Source organism: Phycobacter azelaicus, assembly GCF_014884385.1.
In the GTDB taxonomy this organism is placed as follows: Bacteria; Pseudomonadota; Alphaproteobacteria; order Rhodobacterales; family Rhodobacteraceae; genus Phycobacter; species Phycobacter azelaicus.
On record NZ_WKFH01000003.1, the window covers coordinates 2,883,303 to 2,903,625 of the forward strand.

The following is a 20,323-nucleotide window of genomic DNA, read 5'->3' on the forward strand; positions in this document are numbered from 1 at the left end:
GCGGCCTTTTGCTTTTGCCCCATCTTGCGGCGTGGTAGACACAGGCACAGTAGATACAGGCAAATCAGTTCGACGGGAGAAGCCTCATGCGCCTCAATGAAGTGACCTATTCGGATGCCGTGCCGGTTGATGGCTACGGGGAGGGTTTTTTTCGCATCGGCGGCGAGGTCCACCAGGGCGCCGTGCTGACCTGTGCCAAGGGCACCTCGGCCTGGGGAGGATACGGCGACGCAGAGGCGCTTCTGTCTTTGGCCGAAGACGTAGACGTGCTGTTCATTGGGACCGGGGCCGAGGTGGCCCATATCCCGGCCGATCTGCGCCGCAGCCTTGAAGGAGCAGGCATTGGGGTGGAAACGATGAACTCCCCCGCAGCCTGCCGCACCTATAATGTGCTCCTGTCCGAGGGGCGGCGGATTGCATTGGCCGCTCTGCCCGTATGATGCATCTTGCCGCGCTGGCGAATTCGTCTTTTGCGCCGGGCGGCAATGGGATAGTCAGTCATTCATGACATTGAATGTAACCGATCTTGCGATCGCGCGCGGCGGTCTGCCGGTGCTGGAGGGGCTGAGTTTTCAGCTCGAGCCGGGCCGCGCCTTGATCCTGCGTGGCCCCAACGGGATCGGGAAAACCACGCTCCTGCGCACCATTGCCGGGCTTCAGCCACCTTTGTCGGGTCACATCGAAGGCGCCGAGGACAGGGTTGCCTATGCAGCGCATTCTGATGGGCTGAAACAGGCGCTGAGCGTGACCGAGAACCTGACCTTCTGGGCCAAGGTGTTTGGCACCGCTTCGATAGTGCCTGCGCTCAAGGCATTTGATCTGATGGGGCTCAAGGATCGACCGGCGGGGGCGCTTTCGGCTGGGCAGAAACGCCGCCTTGGCCTTTCCCGGATGCTTGTGACGGAACGCCCTATCTGGGTAATGGATGAGCCTACGGTGAGCCTTGATACCCGAGCTGTCGCGATGTTCGCAGATGCGGTGCGTGCGCATCTCGGGCAGGGCGGATCGGCCCTGATTGCCACGCATATCGACCTTGGTCTTGATGAGGCGCAGGTGCTGGATGCAGGTGCCTACAAGGCTGCGCTGCCTGCGCTGGATGATTTCGACGAGGGCTTCTTATGATCGCTCTGCTGACCCGAGATCTGCGCCTTGCGGTACGTGCAGGCGGGGGATTTGGGCTTGGGCTTGCCTTTTTCCTTATCGTGACGGTCATGGTACCCTTTTCCGTGGGGCCGAATTCAGAGCTGTTGACTCGCATCGCACCCGGCGTTTTGTGGCTGGGTGCGCTGCTGTCCTGCCTGTTGTCGCTGGATCGCCTGCTTGCGCTCGATTGGGAGGACGGCTCGTTGGATCTTCTGGCGACCGCTCCCTTGCCTCTGGAGGCGGTGGTGAGCGTAAAGGCGCTCGCGCACTGGATCACCACCGGCCTGCCGCTGGTGCTTGCCGCGCCGGTTCTGGGCGTTCTGCTGAACCTGCCGGAACAGGGGTTTCTTTGGCTTGTCGTCTCGCTGTTCCTGGGCACACCCGCTCTGTCGGTGATCGGCACCTTTGGGGCGGCACTGACTGTGGGGCTGAAGCGGGGCGGGCTTTTGATGTCGCTCCTGGTGATGCCGCTGTATGTGCCGACACTGATCTTCGGCGCCGAGGTGGCCCGGCGCGGCGCCGAGGGCATGGCGGTCGAGACGCCACTGCTCATGCTGGCGGGTATTTCGGCAGCGGTGATCGCGCTATTGCCCTTTGCCAGCGCGGCGGTCTTGCGTATCAATCTGCGCTAGGCAGGCTGCGACGAAAGAGCAGGGCAAGAGAGACTTGAAAACACGGGAGCGGGGAACAAGATAGCCACCATGTCCATCTGGCAATATGCAAATCCGAAAAAATTCCTCACCACCACGGAACGGGTGATGCCCGTCCTATGGGGCGTCTCAGGCCTGTTGATGGTTGTGGGGCTTATCTGGGGCTTCTTTTTTACGCCTGATGATTTCAGGCAGGGGTCGACAGTCAAGATCATCTTCCTGCATGTGCCCTCGGCGCTGATGGCGATCAACGCCTGGTTCATGATGCTGGTCGCTTCGTTGATCTGGCTGGTGCGGCGTCACCACGTCAGCGCACTTGCGGCCCGGGCGGCAGCACCGGTGGGCGTTGTGATGACGCTCATTGCGCTGGTGACGGGCGCGCTTTGGGGGCAGCCGATGTGGGGCACCTGGTGGGCCTGGGATCCGCGCCTGACCTCCTTCCTGGTGCTGTTCCTCTTCTATCTCGGCTACATCGCCCTTTGGGAGGCGATCGAGGACCCTGACACTGCTGCCGATCTCACCTCGATCCTGTGTCTTGTCGGCTCGGTCTTTGCGGTGCTTAGCCGCTATGCCGTGAACTTCTGGAATCAGGGGCTGCACCAGGGGGCGTCGCTCAGCCTCGACAAGGAAGAGAATGTCGCCGATGTATTCTCCAACCCGCTTTATGTCTGCATGGTGGGCTTTGGCCTCTTTTTCATCGCCTTGGTGTTCTATCGCACCGGAACCGAAATTCGCGCGCGCCGCATCAAGGCGCTGATGGCCCGTGAAAGGATGGAGGCATGATGCCCGATCTTGGAAAATATGCAGAGGCGGTGCTGTCGTCCTATGCCGCCTCGATACTGTTGCTTGTGCTCCTGGTGGTGGTGACGCTCTGGCGCGGCCGCCGGGTGCGCGCCGAAATGGAGCGGCTGGAACAGGAGCGGATGAAGCGCAATGGCTAAGATCTCTCCCCTGATGGCGGTGCCTGTCGTGGTGTTTGCGGGCTTTGTTGGCCTCGCGCTGGTGGGTATGTTCCGCGAGGATCCCGAAAGCCTACCCTCCGCGCGCGAAGGCCAGCCCGCGCCGCCCGTGGTGCTGCAGGATTTTCCGGGTAAAGACAGCTTTGACGACGCCACACTGCGCGATGGCACTGTGAAACTAGTCAATTACTGGGCCAGCTGGTGCGCGCCTTGCCGAGCCGAGCATCCGACGCTGGAGAGCCTCGCCGCCGAGGGCGTGCCGATCTATGGCGTTAACTATAAGGACCAGCAGGATAATGCGGCTGCTTTCCTTGATGAGTTGGGCGATCCTTACACCGCCATCGGCCGGGACGAGAAGGGCCGCATGGCACTGGATTGGGGCCTATACGGCGTGCCGGAAACCTACGTGATCGACGGTCAGGGCAAGATCGTGCTGCGCTTTGCTGGGCCGATTACAAGTTCGGTGGTTGAAAAGACCCTGCGCCCGGCAATGGAAAAAGCGGCTGGGAACTGACGCGTTTCAATGATTTTCCTGAAAGCGCCCGCTCTTTTCGAGTGTTTTCCGTTTGCCTTTTGCAGCCTCTAGTGCTCCGGTCGCCAGTGGAAATGAGAAAACCGGTGAGCAAGGGGCCAGCATGGACGAAAACGAGGTGCGCGGTATTTTTAAAGGCGTAGAGGGGGGGTATCGCGCGTCGTCGGACTTGATCCTGGCGATTGACAGCGTGAAAGACGCCGACGAGCGGCGAGACCTACGCAGGAAATTTGCTGTACTGATTGCGGACATCGAGAAGAACTTTGTCTACGATTTGTGCAGGGCCTATCCGCAGTATGCCAAGTCAAAGCCCACGGCAGAAGGCCCAGAGGGGGCGTGAATTGCGACCTCACTCAAAAAGCGATAGATCCAGCTTTAGCCCGGTGCCCAGCCAGATCCCATGGTCGCGGTGATCGGCCAGCTCGTTGCCTGTTTCGGGGTGGGCAAAGACGATCAGCCCGTCCCGGCTCAGCGCCAGCCAGGGCAGGAGCTGGGCAAACTGTTCGGGGCTGGCGGTCAGCTGGCAGGACCACATCGGGTGCGGGCCCACAAGCTTGTCATGAACGCGGCCCATTTTGACGCCAAACACCTCTGCCGCGCGCTGGCACAGGACCAAGGCCTGCTCCACCGTGTCCGCGTTGAAATAGACATGGGCGTGATAGCCGGTGATGCTGTTTGCATCCTTGAACTCAGGGGCTTGCAAATCACTCATGCCGTTTTCCTCCTTCACTGATCCCTCTGATACCCAAAAGAAAAGGCGACCCTTTGGGGCCGCCTTTTGCATGTACCTGTGTCGAGAGCCTTACGACTTGGCCAGGTTGCGCAGAACGTAGTGCAGCACGCCGCCGTGTTCGATGTATTCGATCTCGGGTGCTGTATCGATGCGACACTTGAGCGTGATGGTCTTGGTGGTGCCATCCGCGTAGGTGATGTCGCAAGGCACCTCCTGCTGCGGCTCGATGGTGTCGAGGCCGCGGATCGAGACGGTCTCATCGCCGGTCAGTTTCAGCGACTTACGGGTATCGCTAGCGGTGAACTCGAACGGAATGACCCCCATGCCAACGAGGTTCGAACGGTGGATTCGCTCGAAGCTTTCGGCGATCACGGCCTTGACGCCCAGAAGCGCAGTGCCTTTGGCCGCCCAGTCGCGCGAGGAGCCTGCGCCGTACTGTTCACCACCAAAGACCACCAGCGGAACGCCGGCTTCCTGGTAGGCCATCGAGGCCTCGTAGACCGAGGTCTGCTCGCCGTTGGGGCCTTTGGTGTAGCCACCTTCAACGCCATCCAGCATCTCGTTCTTGATGCGGATGTTGGCAAAGGTGCCGCGCATCATGATTTCGTGGTTGCCGCGGCGCGAGCCGTAGGAGTTGAATTCACGCGGGGCCACCTGACGGTCGATCAGGTACTGACCGGCCGGGGTGGTGGTCGCGAAGGAACCCGCGGGGGAGATGTGGTCGGTGGTGACCATGTCGCCGAGGATCAAGAGCGGCTTTGCACCCTCGATGTTGGAGATGGTGCCCGGCTCGGTGCCCATGCCCTGGAAGTAGGGCGGGTTCTGGATGTAGGTCGAGGTCGCGGGCCAGTCGTAGGTTTCCGCATCGGTGGTTTCCACCGCCTGCCACTTTTCATCGCCTTTGAAGACATCGGCGTATTTCGACAGGAAGGCCTCGCGGGTCACGGTTTCCTGCACGAGGTCCGCAACTTCCTGGGTCGAGGGCCAGATGTCCTTCAGGTAGACATCCTTGCCGTCGGGGGTCTGAGCGATCGGATCGTTTGCCAGATCGATGTCCATGGTGCCTGCCAGCGCATAGGCGACAACCAGCGGCGGCGAGGCCAGGTAGTTGGCACGCACATCGGGGCTGATGCGGCCTTCGAAGTTGCGGTTGCCCGAAAGGACCGAGGTCGCCACCAGGTCGCCTTCGGCAATGGCTTCGGACAGCTCGGGCTGGATCGGGCCGGAGTTGCCGATACAGGTGGTGCAGCCATAGCCGACTAGGTTGAAGCCGACGGCATCCAGGTGCTCCTGCAGGCCTGCGGCCTCAAGATATTCGGACACCACCTGCGAGCCGGGTGCCAGCGAGGTTTTCACCCAAGGTTTGCGGTTCAGGCCCAGTTCGTGCGCCTTCTTCGCAACCAGACCCGCGCCGATCATCACGTAGGGGTTGGAGGTGTTGGTGCACGACGTGATCGAGGCGATCACGACCTTGCCGGATTCCATGGTGTAGTCTTCGCCCTTGACGGCGACTTCTTTACCCATGGGGCGCTTGAAGGTATTTTCCATCTCCTGACGGAAAGCGGCCTGCGCGTTGGTCAGCGGCACATAGTCCTGCGGGCGCTTGGGACCCGAAATCGCCGGAACGATGCTGCTCATGTCGAGGGACAGGGTGTCGGTATAGACCGGAGCGTAGTCCGCATCGCGCCAGAAGCCGTTTTCCTTGGCATAGGCTTCGACCAGCGCGATACGGTCTTCGTCGCGGCCGGTGTTGCGCAGGTAGCGGATGGTTTCCGCATCGATCGGGAAGAAGCCGCAGGTTGCGCCATATTCCGGTGCCATGTTGGCGATGGTCGCGCGGTCCGCGAGCGGCAGACGGTCCAACCCTTCGCCGTAGAATTCGACGAATTTGCCCACTACGCCTTTCTGACGCAGCATTTCAACGACCTTCAGGACCAGGTCTGTGCCGGTGGTGCCTTCGACCATATCGCCGGTCAGCTCGAAACCGATGACTTCGGGGATCAGCATGGAGATCGGCTGACCCAGCATCGCGGCCTCGGCTTCGATGCCGCCAACACCCCAGCCCAGAACGGCAGCGCCGTTGACCATGGTGGTGTGGCTGTCGGTGCCCACCAGCGTGTCGGGGTAGGCGACTTCATTGCCGTCCTGATCGGTGTCGGTCCAGATGGTCTGGGCCAGGTATTCCAGGTTCACCTGGTGGCAGATGCCGGTTCCGGGGGGGACAACGCGGAAGTTATTGAAGGCGCCCTGACCCCATTTCAGGAACTGGTAGCGCTCCATGTTGCGCTCATATTCGCGGTCCACGTTCATCTGGAAGGCGCGCGGGTTGCCGAATTCGTCGATCATCACCGAGTGGTCGATGACCAGATCCACCGGGTTCAGCGGGTTGATCTTCTGAGCATCACCGCCAAGCGCCTTGATACCGTCGCGCATTGCAGCGAGGTCCACAACGGCGGGAACGCCGGTGAAATCCTGCATCAGAACGCGGGCCGGGCGATAGGCGATCTCGCGCGGGTTCTTGCCACCGTTTGCGCCCCATTCGGCAAAGGCTTTGATGTCTTCCAGAGAGACAGAAAAGCCGCCGTCCTCGAACCGCAGCATGTTTTCCAGCACGACCTTCAGAGCCGCCGGCAGTTTCGAGAAATCGCCGAGACCCGCTTCGGTGGCTGCGGGGATCGAGTAGTAGGAAATCGACTTGCCACCGGCGCTGAGCGTGCGGCGCGTCTTGGCATTGTCCTGTCCGACGGTGATAGGCATGTTGGCCTCCCTCTGGATGTGAAAATGGGGAATTCGCTGCAGGCTATCTGCAACAGGTTGGCCGTTGTTTCAATAGGGGAAACGCCGCACGGTGCAATTTTTGTATGCAATAGTACACAAAACTTACTTGGGGGACGGGAAACGGGTTTGAAACAGCTCTCAAGAATGATTGATTGGCCTTAGTCACAGGACTGAGATACATGCTGGGCGAATAAAGGCAGATCCTGTCCTGCCGAGACGAGGACCCATAAGGGACAATGCGAACCATGAAGACGATTGCGGCGCTGGCCAGCCTCCTTTGCCTTGCCTTTCCAGCGGTTTCCGTTGCCGATCCAGAGCCTGCTCCAGTAGTAGTCGAGCTCTTCACCTCGCAAGGCTGTGCGTCCTGTCCACCGGCGGATGCCCTTATGCATAAGCTCTCTGAGCGCGACGATGTTCTGGCCCTGGCGTTCCATGTTGATTACTGGGACTATATTGGTTGGAAAGACAGTTTTGCAGACCCCGCCTACACAGCACGTCAAAAAGCCTATGCTCGTGCGATGGGCCGCAGGATGGTGCATACCCCTCAGATGATCGTGATGGGGCAGGAGGATATTGAGGGCGCCGATCCGCTGAAGCTGGCGGATGCCATTGCGCGGCACCGATCGGTCGCAAGCCCAGTTTCACTTTCCCTGCAGGTCAGCGCAACGGCGGTATCTATCTCCGTCCATCCGGTTGACGGGCGCGTGTCCCCGGCGGCTGTCATCGACGTCATTCGCTTTACGCCGCTCAGGCGCGTCGCGATCAGCCGTGGAGAGCTTGCGGGTCGAACCCTGGATTACGCCAATATCGTTGAGGACTGGGTGCGTCTGGCAGAATGGGACGGCACGGAACCCGTTTCCTTCTCAGTGCCCTTGCCGGGAGAGCAGTCGCTGGCGGTTCTTGTTCAGGAAACCGGGAACGGCCCAATCCTGACTGCGGCATCCTTAGACTAGTGCAGACGGCCTTCGGTGCGCGGAAAACGCCACACGCCGAAGCCTTCTGTCATTACGTAACATAGGGTTTCCAGCGCCGGTGGATCCAGAACCATTGTCCCATATGCTGGCGAATGACGCTTTCGAGATCATCACATATCGCGCGGGTCATGGTGATCGGGTCCGAAGCGGGGATCTCTGGGTTGAGCAGAATCTCGAAATCAAGCCCATTTTCCTTGCGTATGCCATAAACCGGGATGAGGGCAGCGCCATATTTCAAGGCCAGTTCCGCCGGCACCGTTGATGTGACCGCAGGCTTGCCAAAAAAATCAATCTCTTTTCCGCCATGGGCATGAAGATCGGCCACAATCGCGATGTTGCCGCCTTTCTTGAGGTGCCTGACCATTTCGACCATACCGCGTTTGCCCTGCTCGAACATGGGCTTGCCGTTGCCCTCGATGGCGCGGACATAGTGCGTGTTGAAGTAGGGGTTCGCCATGCGCCGGTACAGGGCGCCCATCGCAAACCCCTTGGCGATCAACCCGGCGCGCGCGGCATCGTAGTTGCCAAAATGGCCGGTTACGAGGACGACAGGACGCCCTTCGGCCTGGGCTTGCTCCAGGGCGGCCAGACCCGGTCCTCCGATCGGAGCGGCAGTTGCGCGGCGCAGGAACGGTGTGCCGGAATAAAGCTCCGCCAGGGTGCGACCGGCATTGTCAGCGACCTCGCCGCAAATCTGATCGACCGCTCCCTCTGTCAGATCCGGGCAGGTCAGGGCCAGGTTGTCGCGAATGCGGCGTTCGAAACCAACAACAGGCGAAAGCAACCGCACCAGCCGCCCCATACCGCTGACGCGCCAGTGGTACGGCAGAGCCTGCATGGCGCCAATCAGAGCGCGCAGGAAGATATTGCTGGCAAAATACTTTGCTTTCGCCGGGAGCGAGAGCTCTGAGGCTGCGATAGGCATGAGTGGAACCGGCCTGCTTGGCTTGGAAATACGCGATGAGTGGCGTCGTGATCAATGTCGGGCACCGCAACATAATCACGCTTTTCCAGAGGTGCAAGCAAGCTGATTTGCTACCCTTGTCCGCTGCGATTGTGACCGGTTTGAAAGGTCGACAGTTCAAGGGAAAGAAGATCCTTGATCCTCAGGACTCCTCTTCGTCGTCGGACGTCAGCTCGATCTCGCCGTTATCCACCAGATCACGCATGGCGCTGACGATCAGGCCAAAGGCCGCCTCTCCATCGGAGCGTTTGACCTTGCCACGCTCGGCCACTTCTTCGCGGATGTTGTTGGCCATGCGGTTTGACATGTTCTCCAGCAGGAATTCGCTGGTCGCCACGTCTTCTTCGTCGGTGGCAAAAGCAATGGCGGTCACAAGGTCTGGCTGGGCCAAGACCCGCATCAGTTTTGGTACATCCAGTGGCTGCATGCGCTGCGCAATCAGACCGTAGGTGTAGATGGCCTTGCGCACATCGGTTGCGAACTCCTGGTCTTCTTCTTCGAGGGCATTCAGGACCTCGTCGCGCTTCGCGGCAGCGGCTTCTGTCAAAATCGCGCCAACGCGCTTGCCGGGTGACACATCGAACGCCAGATCCGGGCGTGCCTCGACCTGAGCAGCCAAGGAAAGACCAATGCGATCCACAGTTTCCGGTGTGACATTGCCGGTCTGACTGACGGCATATGCAATGCGCCGGGCCACCGGGCCGGGCAGGGCAGCCAGCATCTGTGCGGCTTTGGCTGTATCCAGTTTCGACAATAGTACCGCGGCGACCTCGGTGCTTTCGGCTTCGGCCAGCGAGGCGAGATCTTCGGGCGGCAGCTGTTTGAGCCGATCCCAGGGGTTTCCGAACTGGCGCACGCCGGCCTCTTTGCGCAGGCGGCTGGCCGTGAGGCGGCTGATCTTGCCGTCCATAGCCGTCAGAGCACCAGCCAATCCGTTGGGGAAGGTCAGGCCCACATTGTCAAGCATTTCGGCAAATTCGCTGGCCACCGCGTAAAGGGTTTCGCGGTCGACGATCCGCATCTTGCCCATCTGCTGGGTCAGTTCCATCTGCAAATCGTCAGGAAGTTCCTCGATCGGGATGTCCGCCCCCTCATTGAGGAGCAGTCGCACTACGATCGCGGCCTTTGCCTTGCCGCTGAGCTTGACCGGAGCACCGCCCATGGAGCCGCCCATTGGGCTGTCCATTCCCATGCCGCCCATTGGAGCAGGTGCGGAGAAATCGCCCAAGCCATCCCCACCTGTCGCCATGGGGAGCGCCAACATCTGGTCGTCTTGCATCTATAGGACCCTTGCCAAAAAGATTCTCTTTCTGTGGGCTTCACTCTAGATCGGCAGCGGTAAAGAAAGGCTGAAGCTCAGTAGCTTGATGTCTGGCCGGTCAGCAGCGCCTGGCGCAAGGCCTCTTCGGGCCATGTCCCGGTCCCGCCGCGTTTGCGGATTTCCTTCCATTCCGCCAGGGCGAGGCCGAGTTTCCCTTCCTCGACAAAGCCTTGCCCCATGTAGGAACGGGCTAAATGATTGTCGGGATCCTTGGCAATTGCACGCTGATAATACTGGTTTGCAAGGTCCAGCTGCCCCAGCTTGCGATGGGTGAAGCCCCAATAGGTCAGAACGCGCGGTGCTGTCTGATCGGGCATGGCGGCCAGCACCTCTTGGGCCTCGCGCAGGCGCCCTGCGTAGGCCAGTTCGCGCACTGCCCCATAAAGAGTATCGGCATCAAGCGAGGATCTTTTGGGGTCCACGCATTTGCCGGATTTCTGGTCCCAGACCTTGGTGCCTTTACACTCCTTGGTGGTTTGCGTGGGTTTGGGGGCTGACCAGTCATCTCCGCCTGCTGCAAAGGATGCGACAGGGAGCGTGAGCAAGGCGGCAAAGAGCGTTGTGCGCATAAAGGGATCCTCGGAAAGACACAGACTGCGGTCAGCCTACCCACAATTTCGATGGTCGTGGGACACGTTTTTTTGAACAGGCGTCCCTTCGCCGACGCCGGATCAGGCCGCAGACGCTTGAAAAGGAACGCCCCGCCGAATTGGCGGGGCGTTCTGCCGGGAAAACTCGAGCGTTCTTATTCGCCAAAGACCCGCTTGAAGATCGTATCGACGTGTTTGGTGTGATAGCCCATGTCGAATTTTTCCTTGATGCCATCTTCGCCAAGGGCTGCAACGACTTCCGCATCGGCGAGGAGCAGTTCCTGGAAGTCAAGGCGCTCTTCCCACACTTTCAGGGCGTTGCGCTGCACCATGGAATAAGCGTCCTCACGCGACACACCGGCTTGAGTCAGTGCCAGCAGAACCCGCTGAGACATCACGAGACCGGGGAACTTGTTCATATTTTCCAACATGTTCTCGGGGAAGATCAGCATCTTGTCGATGACGCCGGTCAGGCGGTTCAGGGCAAAGTCAAGCGTTACAGTGGCGTCGGGGCCGATGCCGCGCTCAACCGAGGAGTGCGAAATATCGCGCTCGTGCCACAGGGCCACATTCTCCATCGCCGGGATCACGGTCATGCGCACGAGGCGCGCAAGACCGGTGAGGTTCTCGGTCAGCACCGGGTTCTTCTTGTGCGGCATCGCGGACGATCCCTTTTGGCCCATCGAGAAGAATTCTGCGCCTTCCAGAACCTCGGTCCGCTGCATGTGGCGGATCTCGATGGCGACGTTTTCGATGGAGGAGGCGATGACACCGAGCACGGCAAAGAACATCGCGTGGCGATCGCGCGGGATCACCTGGGTCGAAATCGGCTCGGGGGAGAGGCCCAGCTGTGCGCAGACGTGTTCCTCGACACGCGGGTCGATATTGGCGAAGGTGCCCACCGCGCCGGAAATGGCGCCAGTTGCGATCTCTTCGCGGGCGGCCTCCAGGCGTTTCTTGTTACGGTCCATTTCCGCGTAAAAGCGCGCAAAGGTCAGGCCCATGGTGGTGGGTTCGGCGTGAATGCCGTGGCTGCGGCCCACGCGTACGGTGTTCTTATGTTCCATGGCGCGCTTTTTCAGGGCGGCCAGCAGCGCGTCCATGTCGGCCAGCAGAATGTCTGCCGCGCGTACCAGTTGCACGTTAAGGCAGGTGTCCAGCACGTCCGAGGAGGTCATGCCCTGGTGCACGAAACGGGCTTCTTCGCTGCCCACATGTTCGGCCAGGTGGGTCAGGAAGGCGATGACGTCGTGCTTGGTGACAGCTTCGATCTCGTCGATGCGGGCGACGTCGAATTCCACGTCCTTGGCCTTCCAGACGGCCTCGGCGTTTTCGCGCGGGATCACGCCCAAGTCAGCCATGGCATCGCAGGCATGCGCCTCGATCTCGTACCAGATGCGGAACTTGGTCTCGGGCGACCAGATGGCGACCATGTCGGGGCGGGCGTAGCGGGGGATCATCGGCAGAAGGACCTTTCGCAATTGCGGGAACACTTGCGCCGGGTCATAGCCCCCTATGCCCAAAGGAACAAGGGACCACAGCGGGGGCGAGACCTATTGTCCGCACCTTGTTCGCTGTCGGCGTCCCCTGAGCTGGCCGGCCTCAGCCCTTGCGGATGCGATCAAAGACGTCCTTGTTCTGGCAATAGGCCGGAGCCGCATCCAGATGGTCATGCTCAGCCTGAAGACGGGTGCAGCCGCCCTGATCTTCGCAATGGCTGCATCGCATGATGGCGCGCATCAGTTTTGGGCCTTGGTGCTCGGGATCGCGGGCGATGATTTCGCCCATGTCGATGCCCAAGCGATCGGCCATGCCGTTCACCAGATCCGTGCTTTGCTCCAGATTCTTCACCAGTCCCATCGTGCGTCTCCTATCGTGCCTGTTCGGGTGCGATTGCATTGCAGCCGATCATGACGAAGGCGCCGGTCCCGGCCTTGATATCGATCAATCGGGGCCGGATTTGCGACGGCTGCGTGTCAAAGCGGGGACTTGTCGATGGTGATCACCCGCGCGCCGCTTTCCAGGGTTCGGTGCACCGGACATTTGTCGGCAATCTCCAGTAGCCGCGTCCTCTGCTCGGGGCTGAGCGGTCCGCTGAGGCAGATCTTGCGGGTGAACTGGTCGATCTTGGCGGGCCCCGATGGCGTTGCATCCTGCGCATGGACCTTGTCATGGCAGACATCCACAGCCACTGACTCCAGCGGCCAGCCCTTGCGCCGGGCATACATGCGCATCGTCATCGAGGTGCAGGCCCCCAGTCCTGCCGCCACGAACCCATAAGGGGACATACCGCGATTGGTGCCACCATAGGCGAGCGGCTCATCGGCAAGGGCATGGTGATGGGGCCCGGATTGGATGTCCTGCAAGAAACCGTTGGGGTCCGCCTCTGCGACCCGCACCACGCCTTCAGGGGCGCCCGGTGGCGGAGCTGGTGGCGTCATTTCTATGTAGCGGCGGGCCCAGGCAGCGATCACCTCGGCCGCGTATTCGGCATCCCGCGCGCGCGTGATCAGATGGTCGGCATCGTCGAGCGTGACAAAGCTTTTGGGGTGTTTGGCAGCGGCGAAAATCTCGGCGGCATTGTCGATGCCGACGGTTTCATCGCGGGGGGCATGCATCACAAGAAGCGCGGCATGCAGGTCCGTGATCGACGGGCCAAGGGCGCTTTTGCGGATGTCCTCGAGGAACTGCCGCTTGATGGTGAAGGGCCGACCGCCCAATGACACCTCGGCTGCGCCCTCAGCTTCGATCCGGGAGAGCTGCCCGCCAAAGTTATGGGCCACATGTTTTGGGTCAAAGGGCGCGCCGAGCGTGACCACCCCGCGCGCCGACGGTATCCCGGCTCGCGCACGCAAAACAGCCGCGCCGCCCAATGAATGCCCGATCAGCAGGGCGGGGGCCATGTCGCGGCTTGCCAGATATTGCGCGGCGGCAATCAGGTCAGCGACATTGGAGGAAAAGCTGGTGTTCTCAAACTCTCCCTCCGAATGGCCAAGGCCGGTGAAATCAAACCGCAGCACCGCAATGCCCATGGACGCAAGACGCCCGGCAATGCGCCGTGCTGCCGGGATATCCTTGGAACAGGTGAAACAATGGGCAAAAAGGGCGGTCGCCAGCACCGGCCCATCGGGCTGATCAAGACGCGCCGCAAGCGTGGTTCCGGCGTGACCGGGGAAACTGATACGTTCTGAGGGCATTGGAAATTGGCCTTTGGGTTGCTGTCACCTAAGGTGCGCCAGTGCGGGGGCGTCGGCAAGGTTTCGTCCCGGAATAACACGCGAAGGTGAAGGGGCGGGATCGTGGATCATATCGATGGCATTGGCACTTATGTACCGCAAGACGCACGTGACCATGACATGTGGGCGCGGCTGTCCCGGTTCTGCATCAGCGAGCCGCAGGCCTTTGGCCGCAATCCCGAGACCAGCCATGTGACGGGCTCGGCCTTTGTGCTGTCACCGGATCTTGGCTCAGTTCTACTGACCCATCATCACAAACTTGATCGCTGGCTGCAGTTGGGCGGGCACTGCGATGGAATTGCCGATGTTCCCTTTGTTGCCCTTAAAGAAGCCTATGAGGAAAGTGGTCTTTCGCGGATCGAACAGATGTCGGAGCGGGTGTTTGACGTGGACATTCACGAAATCCCGGCCAATGCCAAGGAAGGGGCTCATCTGCACTATGACGTGCGCTACCTTTTGCGCGCCGTCGCTGGCCAGATCGCGCTGAGCGATGAATCCAACGCACTGGAATGGGTGCCGCTGGAGCGCCTGCACGAAAGAACCGACGCGCCCGGCGTTCTGGTTCTGCGGGAGAAGCTGCCCGGGTTTCTGGCCAGCCTGCCTTAATGTCCCTGTTCGCCCATCAGCGCCGGATCAAACGGGTAGGTGGTTAGGTTTTCAAATCCGTCCTCGGTGATCAGCACCTGATCCTCCAGCTTGATCGAGAAATCGCCGCCCACCTCTCCGACGCAGGCCTCGACGCATAGCACCATGCCCGGCTCCAGCGCATAGTCGAAGGCACCTTCAACGGCAGCGTCCGGGTATGCGACCAAGGGCCATTCATCGCACAATCCCACACCGTGCATCAGGCAGCCGTACTTCTGTGCCTGAAACTTCTGGTCCAGAACATGTGCGTTGGCGGTGAGTTCGGGAATGGTTACGCCCGGTTTCAACATTTCCATATTTGTCATGATGTGTTCGTGGGCATGGCGCATGGCATAGATCATGTCGGGACGGGGTTTTTCCTCGCCGATCCACCAGCTGCGTGAAATGTCGATGCAAATACCGTAAGCTCCGACAAGGTCTGTATCAAACGAGATGATCTCGTTCTTTTGAGTGATCCTCGGGCCGCATTCCTGAAACCACGGATTGCTGCGAGGGCCGGAGGCAAGAAGCCGCGTTTCGATCCATTCTCCGCCCCGACGGATATTTTCGGCGTGCAGAATTGCCCAGATATCGTCTTCGCAAGTCTTGCCAGCCCCACATTGGCACGGGCGAAATCTTCCATTGCACGTACAGAGGTTTCACAAGCGTGATTTGCGCAGCGCATGGCGCGGATCTCGTGAGGTCCTTTTACGGCGCGGGCTTTTTCAGTGACTTCTTCTCCTTCCATCACCGAGAAACCCTGTGCTTCCAGGGCGCGCAGCCCGTGCAGCATTATCTTGTCCACGGCCAGTCGCATGTTGCCGCCGCCATGTTCCTTGATCAACAGTCGTATTTCATTGGACAGGACGTCGGCGGCTCTGTCGATCTTGTCGCCGCGATCAAAATAGAAAAGATCCGCGCCTGATCGCTGCTCGCGCACTAAAGGGTTGAAATTCGACAGAAACGGCGCCTGCTTGTAGTCCCAGATCACCATGTAGCCGTCCGCGCAGAGCAGAAGCGCGTGGAAGGGATTGTGACTGTTCCAGATTTGCATGTTGGTCGAGTCTGTCGCATATCGGATGTTGAGAGGGTCGAACATCAAAAGCCCGCCGTAGTCTCGGGCATTGAGCGCCTCGGTGAGGCGTTGCCAACGGTACAAGCGCATTGCGGTGAGATCCGGTAGCTCTAGACCTGCTTGTTCCCATTCAGAAAAAGCAAGCTGTGTCGGACCGATCTCGACCCGATTGTTGTCGTTGGGGCTGCCGTCTCCGAGAGTGGAGGCACGGGACGGATCGATTTTGCGTTGTTGGCGGTAAGGCTGGTTCATGGTTTGCCTGACATTCTGAACACTTCTGTCCAGAATGTGGTCGATCTGAGGGTATTTCGCCTCCAAATGCGACGGACCATGCTGTCGGATTCGGACATTGCGGGAAAGCGTGCATTTTATGATCAAAATTATGATAGCACAGGCGCATGACAGAGATTCTCCAGAATAAGATCCCGCACAATCCGCTGGAGCCGCAACGCCTGCCCGGAATTGCACCGCTGCCCGCGGCCGCTTGGTTGACGCCAGACGATGCCTTTTCGGCCCAGATGACGGAGCGCGAGCGGCTTCTTTCGACAGCGCGAGACCAGGTGCTGATGCTGGATGAAAGCGGCCGTGCTGCGGCAGAAGAGTTGTTGGAAGCCGTGCTTGATCATCTTTGTGGCGGTGCGCGCAAGACGGTGACGCGGCCCGACGGTGTGGGGGTTACCGTTGATTGGGCAGATCCACTTGGCTCCCTTGGTCGCATTACACAGCAGGATTTCTGCATCCTTGAGAAGCCTGAACACGCGCAGGAGCACATTCTAACCGGTGCGGTGCTGTGTTTCCCGGCCAGTTGGATGTTGGCGGAAAAGTTCATGCGACCGTTGACGGCCATCCACGTGCCGGTTGAGAGTTATGATGCCAATGTCGCGGCGCGGGTGCAGCGCCTTTTTGACGGGGTGCAGGTTGGCAGACCTCTGTGGCGTTTCAATGCGCTTTGGTATCATGATGCCGCCTTGCACCAGCCGCGCAGTGCAAGCGCGCCGCGCCCCAAGCCCGAATCCGGAGAAGCGGGTTTCTTACGCAGTGAAAAGCAGACGATCCTGCGTTTGCCGCGCACGCGGGCGGTGATCTTTGGTATTCACACCTTTGTCCTGCGGCGCGCTGACGTTCTGCGCCAATGGGCAGTGCAGGCCGGGGTGGATCCCCAGCTTCACACTGCGGGATGATGCATCAGTTTGGTGGCGTCAAGAACGCGCGCGCTGCGGCCTGTACCATTCCAGCGCCTTGTAGAAGGCTTACGAAAACGGCTGCCGTCATGAGCTGAACACGGGGTTTCAGGCGGCTAGCGCGCATCAGTTCTACGAGCAATAGCAGAACGGCAACCGGCGCGGACAGCATGGCGACCAGACCAGTGGCGGCCCAGGTCATGATATGCTGCCTGTCTCCGCTCTGTTGTGACAGGCGCAAGTCGCTGAGGTCGATCACCTGGTCAGGCATCTGTTCTGCCCTTGGGGCATGATAAGAGCATTTCTGCTCCAGATCGTCTGCCACGGCGTCCACGGATGCAAAACACCCTCGCCCTGATGTACGTGCCTGGCGTTTGTGGTGGCTCTCTGCGGTGGAGGCAAAGAGTTTTGCCGATGTATGCGCCTGCCTTGACGCGTTGAACGGGGAGGGAAAACGTGGTTTTCTGATAGCCTGTTGGGGGACGGTCGGTCCTTTTGAGGCATGGGGTTCCTTGCGCGGAATTGCGGCTCTGGGCTGCGTCTGGTGTTTGGCCGCGGTATTGGCTTCCTGTAGCGCCAACGATCGGGGAGCGGCGCTCTGAAAGACGTTCAGAAAGTCAGCCTTGCTCATGCCCTTCGGGGCGTCTTGCCAGAACACCACCACAGGTGACAGCGTCTCGGTCAGCCGCCGCAGCAGCACTGCTAGCAAAAGCTCGGTGATCTCACTGTCGCTGGCACCCGGGTAAAGGCGCTCAATCGAGACATCAAGGAAGATCGCGGGCGCCGAGACATCTGCGGGGATCTGCATGCCCATCCGCAGGGGCAGGCGTCGCAGTCGCAGGACAACCCTGTACTGATCGCTCTCCAGTTCGATGCGACTGGCTGCGCGCGTATTGATCTGCGACGGCGCGTGGCCGTAGTCGTCCAGCATGTCAACTGCCTGCACCAACCCCTGATTAAGCAGCGTTTCGCTGCGGGATTGAAACCCAAGCCGACCTTTGAACTGTTCTGCCTCTTGCATTCTCGAGCCTCCTTGATTGGGGGTGCCTTGTGTCGAGATTACTGACCGAAATGGCGCAAAGTGAGGCAGAGAAGGAGAATTGTTTCGTGTTCTTCTCCAATTGAGAGCTGAAAGTCTGTGGGGATTTTATTTAAATGATATCAATATGCTAACCCAAGCCCTGTTGAGGGTTTGTGAAGGAATGGGGCCGAAAGGGGGCGGGGATCAGCCATCTTGATGCCATATGAATTACAGTGACAAACTGGTGACAAACTCATGCGTCGATTGTTTCGCCGGGCATTACTCGTCAATCTGGCGCCCCATGATGGCCAGTGCTTGCTGGTAGACGGTTGCTGCGTTCCATTCCTTCAGGACCCTGTGGTTCGGTTCCCCCGGCTGATAGCCCTTGCCGCGCTTCCAGCCCTTTTTGCGCAGGAAGTGGGCGGTGGAGGCGAGGGCATCCTGCATGTCGTAAAAATCAACGCGGCCATCTCCGGTCCAATCCACACCATAGCGCAGTGCATTTCCGGGCAGGAACTGGGTATGGCCTACCTCGCCATGTTTGGCCCCCAGCGTTTGCGATGTAATCGCGCCCTGGTCCACTAGTTTGAGGGCGCCGATGGCGTGGGGTTCGAAAAACTCCGAGCGACGACAATCATAGGTCAGGGTCACGATGGCGGACACCACCTGGCTGTCTCCCATAAAGTTGCCAAAGGCGGTTTCCATGCCATGGATGGCAATCAGAATTCCGGCAGGTACGCCGTATTTCTTCTCTAGTGCCGCATAAAAGGCGGAATTGCGGGCTTTGCGCTTTCGCCCCTGCGCCACGATTGTGGCCGAGCCGCGCAACTGCATGAATTTGTCAAGACTATAGCGAAAGCTCTTCTGGTTGCGGTCCGCTGATATGGTGCGGCTGGCGTAGCTTGCGCTCTGCAGCGCCTTCAGTCCTTTCGCCCTCACGCCTGCGCGCGTCGCCTCACGGGCGAACTCCGCTTTCCAGGCCTCAAACCCCGCCGAGGTGTTGCCGCATGTCGCCGCAGCCGCAGTAACGGGCAACAGAGGCAAAAGGGAGAGGCAGAGAACTGGCAGAATTCGCATGGATTTGGCTTTCAAATGGGTAGGATGACCTGATCCTAGCGTGAGGCGACAAAAAGTGCATGGGAAAGCCAGCGGGTTTCGCCCCCTTGGTGGCCTCAGTCAAAGGCGGTCGGTGCAGCCAAAGCCAGCCCGCTTGCGACAGCGGTCAGGGATTTCCCGCTCTCCAGAACCGCATTCCTGCAAAGTTCTTGCATGTGTCCGTGCAGGCAGGACAGCAGGGCAGAGCCGCCCACAAGCACGATCCGTCCGACATCCAGTGGTGACAGCCCTGCCATCTGCAGGGTTTCTTTAGCTGCCTTCGTCAACTCTGCCATCTGGGCTTTCAGCAATTCGCTCAGTTCAGCGCGGGTCAAAGACGCCTTGAGCCCGCGTTCCAGCACTGCCAGATAAATCTGTGCCGAGGGCACCTCCGGCTGATTGCTCGCAATCTTGGCGTGCTCCACTGCAAAGGCGATGTCATGGCCTAGATGATCCTCCAGCGTTGCGACCAAACGGGACAGTTTTTCCTGTTCAACCGCGTGGCGCCTCAGGTCGCGGGCCGTGCGCAGCTCATCTGGCGTATAAAGAAAAGGGATCATCTGCCAGCTGGAAAGATCGTTGAAGATACGGTTCGGGGCGGGCAGGGTGCCGGGGCCGAAACTGTCCCGGATCTGGCTGCCACGTCCGAGGAGCGGCATCGCCTTGGCAAGACTGATCCGCTGATCGAAATCGGTTCCACCCAAACGGATACCGTGCGAGGCAAGGATCTCTGTCGTCCCGTCGGCACTTTGGCGAAACGCCGTGAAATCCGAGGTCCCGCCGCCGATATCCACGATGAGACCAACACCCGGTTGTGGCGTCGTGGCCCGCAGCGCGGCTTCAGGTTCGAACATGAAGCGGACGTCTTCAAAGCCTGCTGCCCGGTAGCAAGCGCGCAGATCCTCTTCGGCGCGAGCGTTGCGCGTCTCATCCTTGCTGTGAAAGCGCACCGGGCGCCCCGACAGCGCATTGGTGAACTCCATGCGGGTTTGCGCCTCGGCCCGGCTTTTCAGCTCGGCGAGAAAGCGGGCGATCACATCGGCGAATGTCATCCGTTTCCCGCCAAAGTGTCGCTCCTCATGAAGCAGCGGCGTGCCAAGAAGGCTTTTAAGCGCTCGCATGAAACGACCTTCGTCGCCCGCAATGAGGCCGCGAATTGCGCTGTTGCCGATCCTCATGCGCCCGTCCCGAGCGTCAAAGAAAACCGCGGTCGGCAGCGAGGATTCGCCCGGTTCGAGTTCGATCAGAAACGGCTCCCCCGCAACGGCGAGCCCGGCGGCCGAATTCGACGTTCCAAAGTCGATGCCAAGCGTGGCGGCGGGGCGGGAGGGAGCGTGGTCCGTCATGGCGCGTGTCCTTTGTCCAAGGGGAGACGCTTTAGACCTCGGGGCTACGGGTTTCAAGTCGGTCTACAGCCGCAGGTTTGCCTGTGGCGATTTCCCCGCAG

The 20,323-nt window shown here is 60.1% G+C and carries 21 protein-coding genes and 1 pseudogene; 10 read left to right on the forward strand and 12 right to left on the reverse strand.

Annotation, left to right across the window (positions count from 1 at the left end; all coding sequences use genetic code 11):
• Nucleotides 1-86: 86 nt before the first annotated feature.
• From INS80_RS14935 to INS80_RS14965, 7 genes are all read left to right on the forward strand, one after another.
• Nucleotides 87-440, forward strand: coding sequence for an Mth938-like domain-containing protein (locus INS80_RS14935; protein WP_192966393.1), 354 nt, complete (start codon nucleotides 87-89; stop codon nucleotides 438-440).
• A gap of 64 nt (nucleotides 441-504) precedes the next feature.
• The gene (gene ccmA / locus INS80_RS14940; RefSeq protein WP_192966394.1) at nucleotides 505-1,122 is read left to right on the forward strand and encodes a heme ABC exporter ATP-binding protein CcmA; all 618 of its coding nucleotides are present in this window, start codon (nucleotides 505-507) and stop codon (nucleotides 1,120-1,122) included.
• Entirely contained in the window at nucleotides 1,119-1,775 is a 657-nt protein-coding gene (ccmB, locus tag INS80_RS14945) for a heme exporter protein CcmB (protein ID WP_192966395.1), read from the forward strand. The genes ccmA and ccmB overlap by 4 nt, the downstream gene beginning before the upstream one ends.
• A gap of 69 nt (nucleotides 1,776-1,844) precedes the next feature.
• Nucleotides 1,845-2,576, forward strand: coding sequence for a heme ABC transporter permease (locus tag INS80_RS14950; RefSeq protein WP_192966396.1), 732 nt, complete (start codon nucleotides 1,845-1,847; stop codon nucleotides 2,574-2,576).
• On the forward strand, nucleotides 2,573-2,734 hold the full coding sequence (ccmD, locus tag INS80_RS14955) for a heme exporter protein CcmD (RefSeq protein ID WP_192966397.1): 162 nt from the start codon (nucleotides 2,573-2,575) through the stop codon (nucleotides 2,732-2,734). Before INS80_RS14950 ends, ccmD begins: the two co-directional genes overlap by 4 nt.
• Nucleotides 2,727-3,266: a DsbE family thiol:disulfide interchange protein gene (locus tag INS80_RS14960; protein ID WP_192966398.1), complete on the forward strand. Its 540-nt coding sequence runs from the start codon at nucleotides 2,727-2,729 to the stop codon at nucleotides 3,264-3,266. Before ccmD ends, INS80_RS14960 begins: the two co-directional genes overlap by 8 nt.
• 121 nt (nucleotides 3,267-3,387) lie before the next feature.
• A complete protein-coding gene (locus INS80_RS14965) occupies nucleotides 3,388-3,624 on the forward strand; it encodes a hypothetical protein (RefSeq protein ID WP_192966399.1) in 237 nt (78 codons plus the stop codon).
• Between the two features lie 9 nt (nucleotides 3,625-3,633).
• Here INS80_RS14965 and INS80_RS14970 read toward each other — a convergent pair whose 3' ends face one another.
• On the reverse strand, nucleotides 3,634-3,996 hold the full coding sequence (locus INS80_RS14970; protein ID WP_192966400.1) for a DOPA 4,5-dioxygenase family protein: 363 nt from the start codon (nucleotides 3,994-3,996) through the stop codon (nucleotides 3,634-3,636).
• Between the two features lie 90 nt (nucleotides 3,997-4,086).
• Entirely contained in the window at nucleotides 4,087-6,774 is a 2,688-nt protein-coding gene (gene acnA / locus INS80_RS14975; RefSeq protein WP_192966401.1) for an aconitate hydratase AcnA, read from the reverse strand.
• A gap of 266 nt (nucleotides 6,775-7,040) precedes the next feature.
• Here acnA and INS80_RS14980 point away from each other — a divergent pair, with 266 nt between their 5' ends.
• Entirely contained in the window at nucleotides 7,041-7,748 is a 708-nt protein-coding gene (locus tag INS80_RS14980) for a DUF1223 domain-containing protein (RefSeq protein ID WP_192966402.1), read from the forward strand.
• Nucleotides 7,749-7,800: 52 nt separating this feature from the next.
• On the opposite strand, the gene INS80_RS14985 is transcribed toward INS80_RS14980, so the two are convergent.
• The 6 genes from INS80_RS14985 to INS80_RS15010 form a co-directional block, all read right to left on the reverse strand.
• Nucleotides 7,801-8,694, reverse strand: coding sequence for a lysophospholipid acyltransferase family protein (locus INS80_RS14985; RefSeq protein ID WP_192966403.1), 894 nt, complete (start codon nucleotides 8,692-8,694; stop codon nucleotides 7,801-7,803).
• A gap of 181 nt (nucleotides 8,695-8,875) precedes the next feature.
• Nucleotides 8,876-10,012 (reverse strand): flagellar motor switch protein FliG, encoded by a 1,137-nt coding sequence (locus INS80_RS14990; protein WP_192966404.1) that lies wholly within the window; start codon nucleotides 10,010-10,012, stop codon nucleotides 8,876-8,878.
• 77 nt (nucleotides 10,013-10,089) lie between these two features.
• A complete protein-coding gene (locus INS80_RS14995) occupies nucleotides 10,090-10,623 on the reverse strand; it encodes a tetratricopeptide repeat protein (protein ID WP_192966405.1) in 534 nt (177 codons plus the stop codon).
• 176 nt (nucleotides 10,624-10,799) lie between these two features.
• Nucleotides 10,800-12,104 (reverse strand): adenylosuccinate lyase, encoded by a 1,305-nt coding sequence (purB, locus tag INS80_RS15000; RefSeq protein WP_192966406.1) that lies wholly within the window; start codon nucleotides 12,102-12,104, stop codon nucleotides 10,800-10,802.
• A gap of 142 nt (nucleotides 12,105-12,246) precedes the next feature.
• Nucleotides 12,247-12,504 carry a DUF6455 family protein gene (locus INS80_RS15005; RefSeq protein WP_192966407.1) on the reverse strand — a complete coding sequence of 86 codons (258 nt, stop codon included), beginning with the start codon at nucleotides 12,502-12,504 and terminating at the stop codon, nucleotides 12,247-12,249.
• A gap of 116 nt (nucleotides 12,505-12,620) precedes the next feature.
• Nucleotides 12,621-13,841, reverse strand: a complete 1,221-nt coding sequence (locus INS80_RS15010) for a bifunctional alpha/beta hydrolase/OsmC family protein (protein WP_192966408.1) — start codon at nucleotides 13,839-13,841, stop codon at nucleotides 12,621-12,623.
• 102 nt (nucleotides 13,842-13,943) lie between these two features.
• Here INS80_RS15010 and INS80_RS15015 point away from each other — a divergent pair, with 102 nt between their 5' ends.
• Nucleotides 13,944-14,486 (forward strand): NUDIX hydrolase, encoded by a 543-nt coding sequence (locus tag INS80_RS15015; protein ID WP_369411415.1) that lies wholly within the window; start codon nucleotides 13,944-13,946, stop codon nucleotides 14,484-14,486.
• On the opposite strand, the pseudogene dddP reads toward INS80_RS15015, so the two are convergent.
• Nucleotides 14,483-15,831 (reverse strand): annotated as a pseudogene (gene dddP, locus INS80_RS15020) (dimethylsulfonioproprionate lyase DddP). The gene INS80_RS15015 and the pseudogene dddP overlap by 4 nt on opposite strands.
• A 146-nt stretch (nucleotides 15,832-15,977) precedes the next feature.
• Between dddP and INS80_RS15025 the strand changes: the two are divergent.
• Nucleotides 15,978-16,760 carry a heme-dependent oxidative N-demethylase family protein gene (locus INS80_RS15025; protein WP_192966409.1) on the forward strand — a complete coding sequence of 261 codons (783 nt, stop codon included), beginning with the start codon at nucleotides 15,978-15,980 and terminating at the stop codon, nucleotides 16,758-16,760.
• Between the two features lie 4 nt (nucleotides 16,761-16,764).
• Here the strand turns inward: INS80_RS15025 and INS80_RS15030 are convergent, their stop codons facing one another.
• From INS80_RS15030 to INS80_RS15040, 3 genes are all read right to left on the reverse strand, one after another.
• Complete coding sequence (locus tag INS80_RS15030; protein WP_192966410.1) at nucleotides 16,765-17,781, reverse strand: hypothetical protein; 1,017 nt, start codon at nucleotides 17,779-17,781, stop codon at nucleotides 16,765-16,767.
• Between the two features lie 279 nt (nucleotides 17,782-18,060).
• Nucleotides 18,061-18,858, reverse strand: a complete 798-nt coding sequence (locus tag INS80_RS15035; protein ID WP_192966411.1) for a lytic murein transglycosylase — start codon at nucleotides 18,856-18,858, stop codon at nucleotides 18,061-18,063.
• A 95-nt stretch (nucleotides 18,859-18,953) separates the two neighbouring features.
• Nucleotides 18,954-20,222, reverse strand: a complete 1,269-nt coding sequence (locus INS80_RS15040; protein ID WP_192966412.1) for an Hsp70 family protein — start codon at nucleotides 20,220-20,222, stop codon at nucleotides 18,954-18,956.
• Nucleotides 20,223-20,323 lie beyond the last annotated feature (101 nt).

What these genes read in the sequence shown, in the direction of transcription:
- INS80_RS14935 (WP_192966393.1), top strand. Translation starts at nt 87, where the DNA reads ATGCGCCTCAATGAAGTGACCTATTCGGATGCCGTGCCGGTTGATGGC.
- ccmA (WP_192966394.1), top strand. Translation starts at nt 505, where the DNA reads ATGACATTGAATGTAACCGATCTTGCGATCGCGCGCGGCGGTCTGCCG.
- ccmB (WP_192966395.1), top strand. Translation starts at nt 1,119, where the DNA reads ATGATCGCTCTGCTGACCCGAGATCTGCGCCTTGCGGTACGTGCAGGC.
- INS80_RS14950 (WP_192966396.1), top strand. Translation starts at nt 1,845, where the DNA reads ATGTCCATCTGGCAATATGCAAATCCGAAAAAATTCCTCACCACCACG.
- ccmD (WP_192966397.1), top strand. Translation starts at nt 2,573, where the DNA reads ATGATGCCCGATCTTGGAAAATATGCAGAGGCGGTGCTGTCGTCCTAT.
- INS80_RS14960 (WP_192966398.1), top strand. Translation starts at nt 2,727, where the DNA reads ATGGCTAAGATCTCTCCCCTGATGGCGGTGCCTGTCGTGGTGTTTGCG.
- INS80_RS14965 (WP_192966399.1), top strand. Translation starts at nt 3,388, where the DNA reads ATGGACGAAAACGAGGTGCGCGGTATTTTTAAAGGCGTAGAGGGGGGG.
- INS80_RS14970 (WP_192966400.1), bottom strand. Translation starts at nt 3,996, where the DNA reads ATGAGTGATTTGCAAGCCCCTGAGTTCAAGGATGCAAACAGCATCACC.
- acnA (WP_192966401.1), bottom strand. Translation starts at nt 6,774, where the DNA reads ATGCCTATCACCGTCGGACAGGACAATGCCAAGACGCGCCGCACGCTC.
- INS80_RS14980 (WP_192966402.1), top strand. Translation starts at nt 7,041, where the DNA reads ATGAAGACGATTGCGGCGCTGGCCAGCCTCCTTTGCCTTGCCTTTCCA.
- INS80_RS14985 (WP_192966403.1), bottom strand. Translation starts at nt 8,694, where the DNA reads ATGCCTATCGCAGCCTCAGAGCTCTCGCTCCCGGCGAAAGCAAAGTAT.
- INS80_RS14990 (WP_192966404.1), bottom strand. Translation starts at nt 10,012, where the DNA reads ATGCAAGACGACCAGATGTTGGCGCTCCCCATGGCGACAGGTGGGGAT.
- INS80_RS14995 (WP_192966405.1), bottom strand. Translation starts at nt 10,623, where the DNA reads ATGCGCACAACGCTCTTTGCCGCCTTGCTCACGCTCCCTGTCGCATCC.
- purB (WP_192966406.1), bottom strand. Translation starts at nt 12,104, where the DNA reads ATGATCCCCCGCTACGCCCGCCCCGACATGGTCGCCATCTGGTCGCCC.
- INS80_RS15005 (WP_192966407.1), bottom strand. Translation starts at nt 12,504, where the DNA reads ATGGGACTGGTGAAGAATCTGGAGCAAAGCACGGATCTGGTGAACGGC.
- INS80_RS15010 (WP_192966408.1), bottom strand. Translation starts at nt 13,841, where the DNA reads ATGCCCTCAGAACGTATCAGTTTCCCCGGTCACGCCGGAACCACGCTT.
- INS80_RS15025 (WP_192966409.1), top strand. Translation starts at nt 15,978, where the DNA reads ATGACAGAGATTCTCCAGAATAAGATCCCGCACAATCCGCTGGAGCCG.
- INS80_RS15030 (WP_192966410.1), bottom strand. Translation starts at nt 17,781, where the DNA reads ATGCAAGAGGCAGAACAGTTCAAAGGTCGGCTTGGGTTTCAATCCCGC.
- INS80_RS15035 (WP_192966411.1), bottom strand. Translation starts at nt 18,858, where the DNA reads ATGCGAATTCTGCCAGTTCTCTGCCTCTCCCTTTTGCCTCTGTTGCCC.
- INS80_RS15040 (WP_192966412.1), bottom strand. Translation starts at nt 20,222, where the DNA reads ATGACGGACCACGCTCCCTCCCGCCCCGCCGCCACGCTTGGCATCGAC.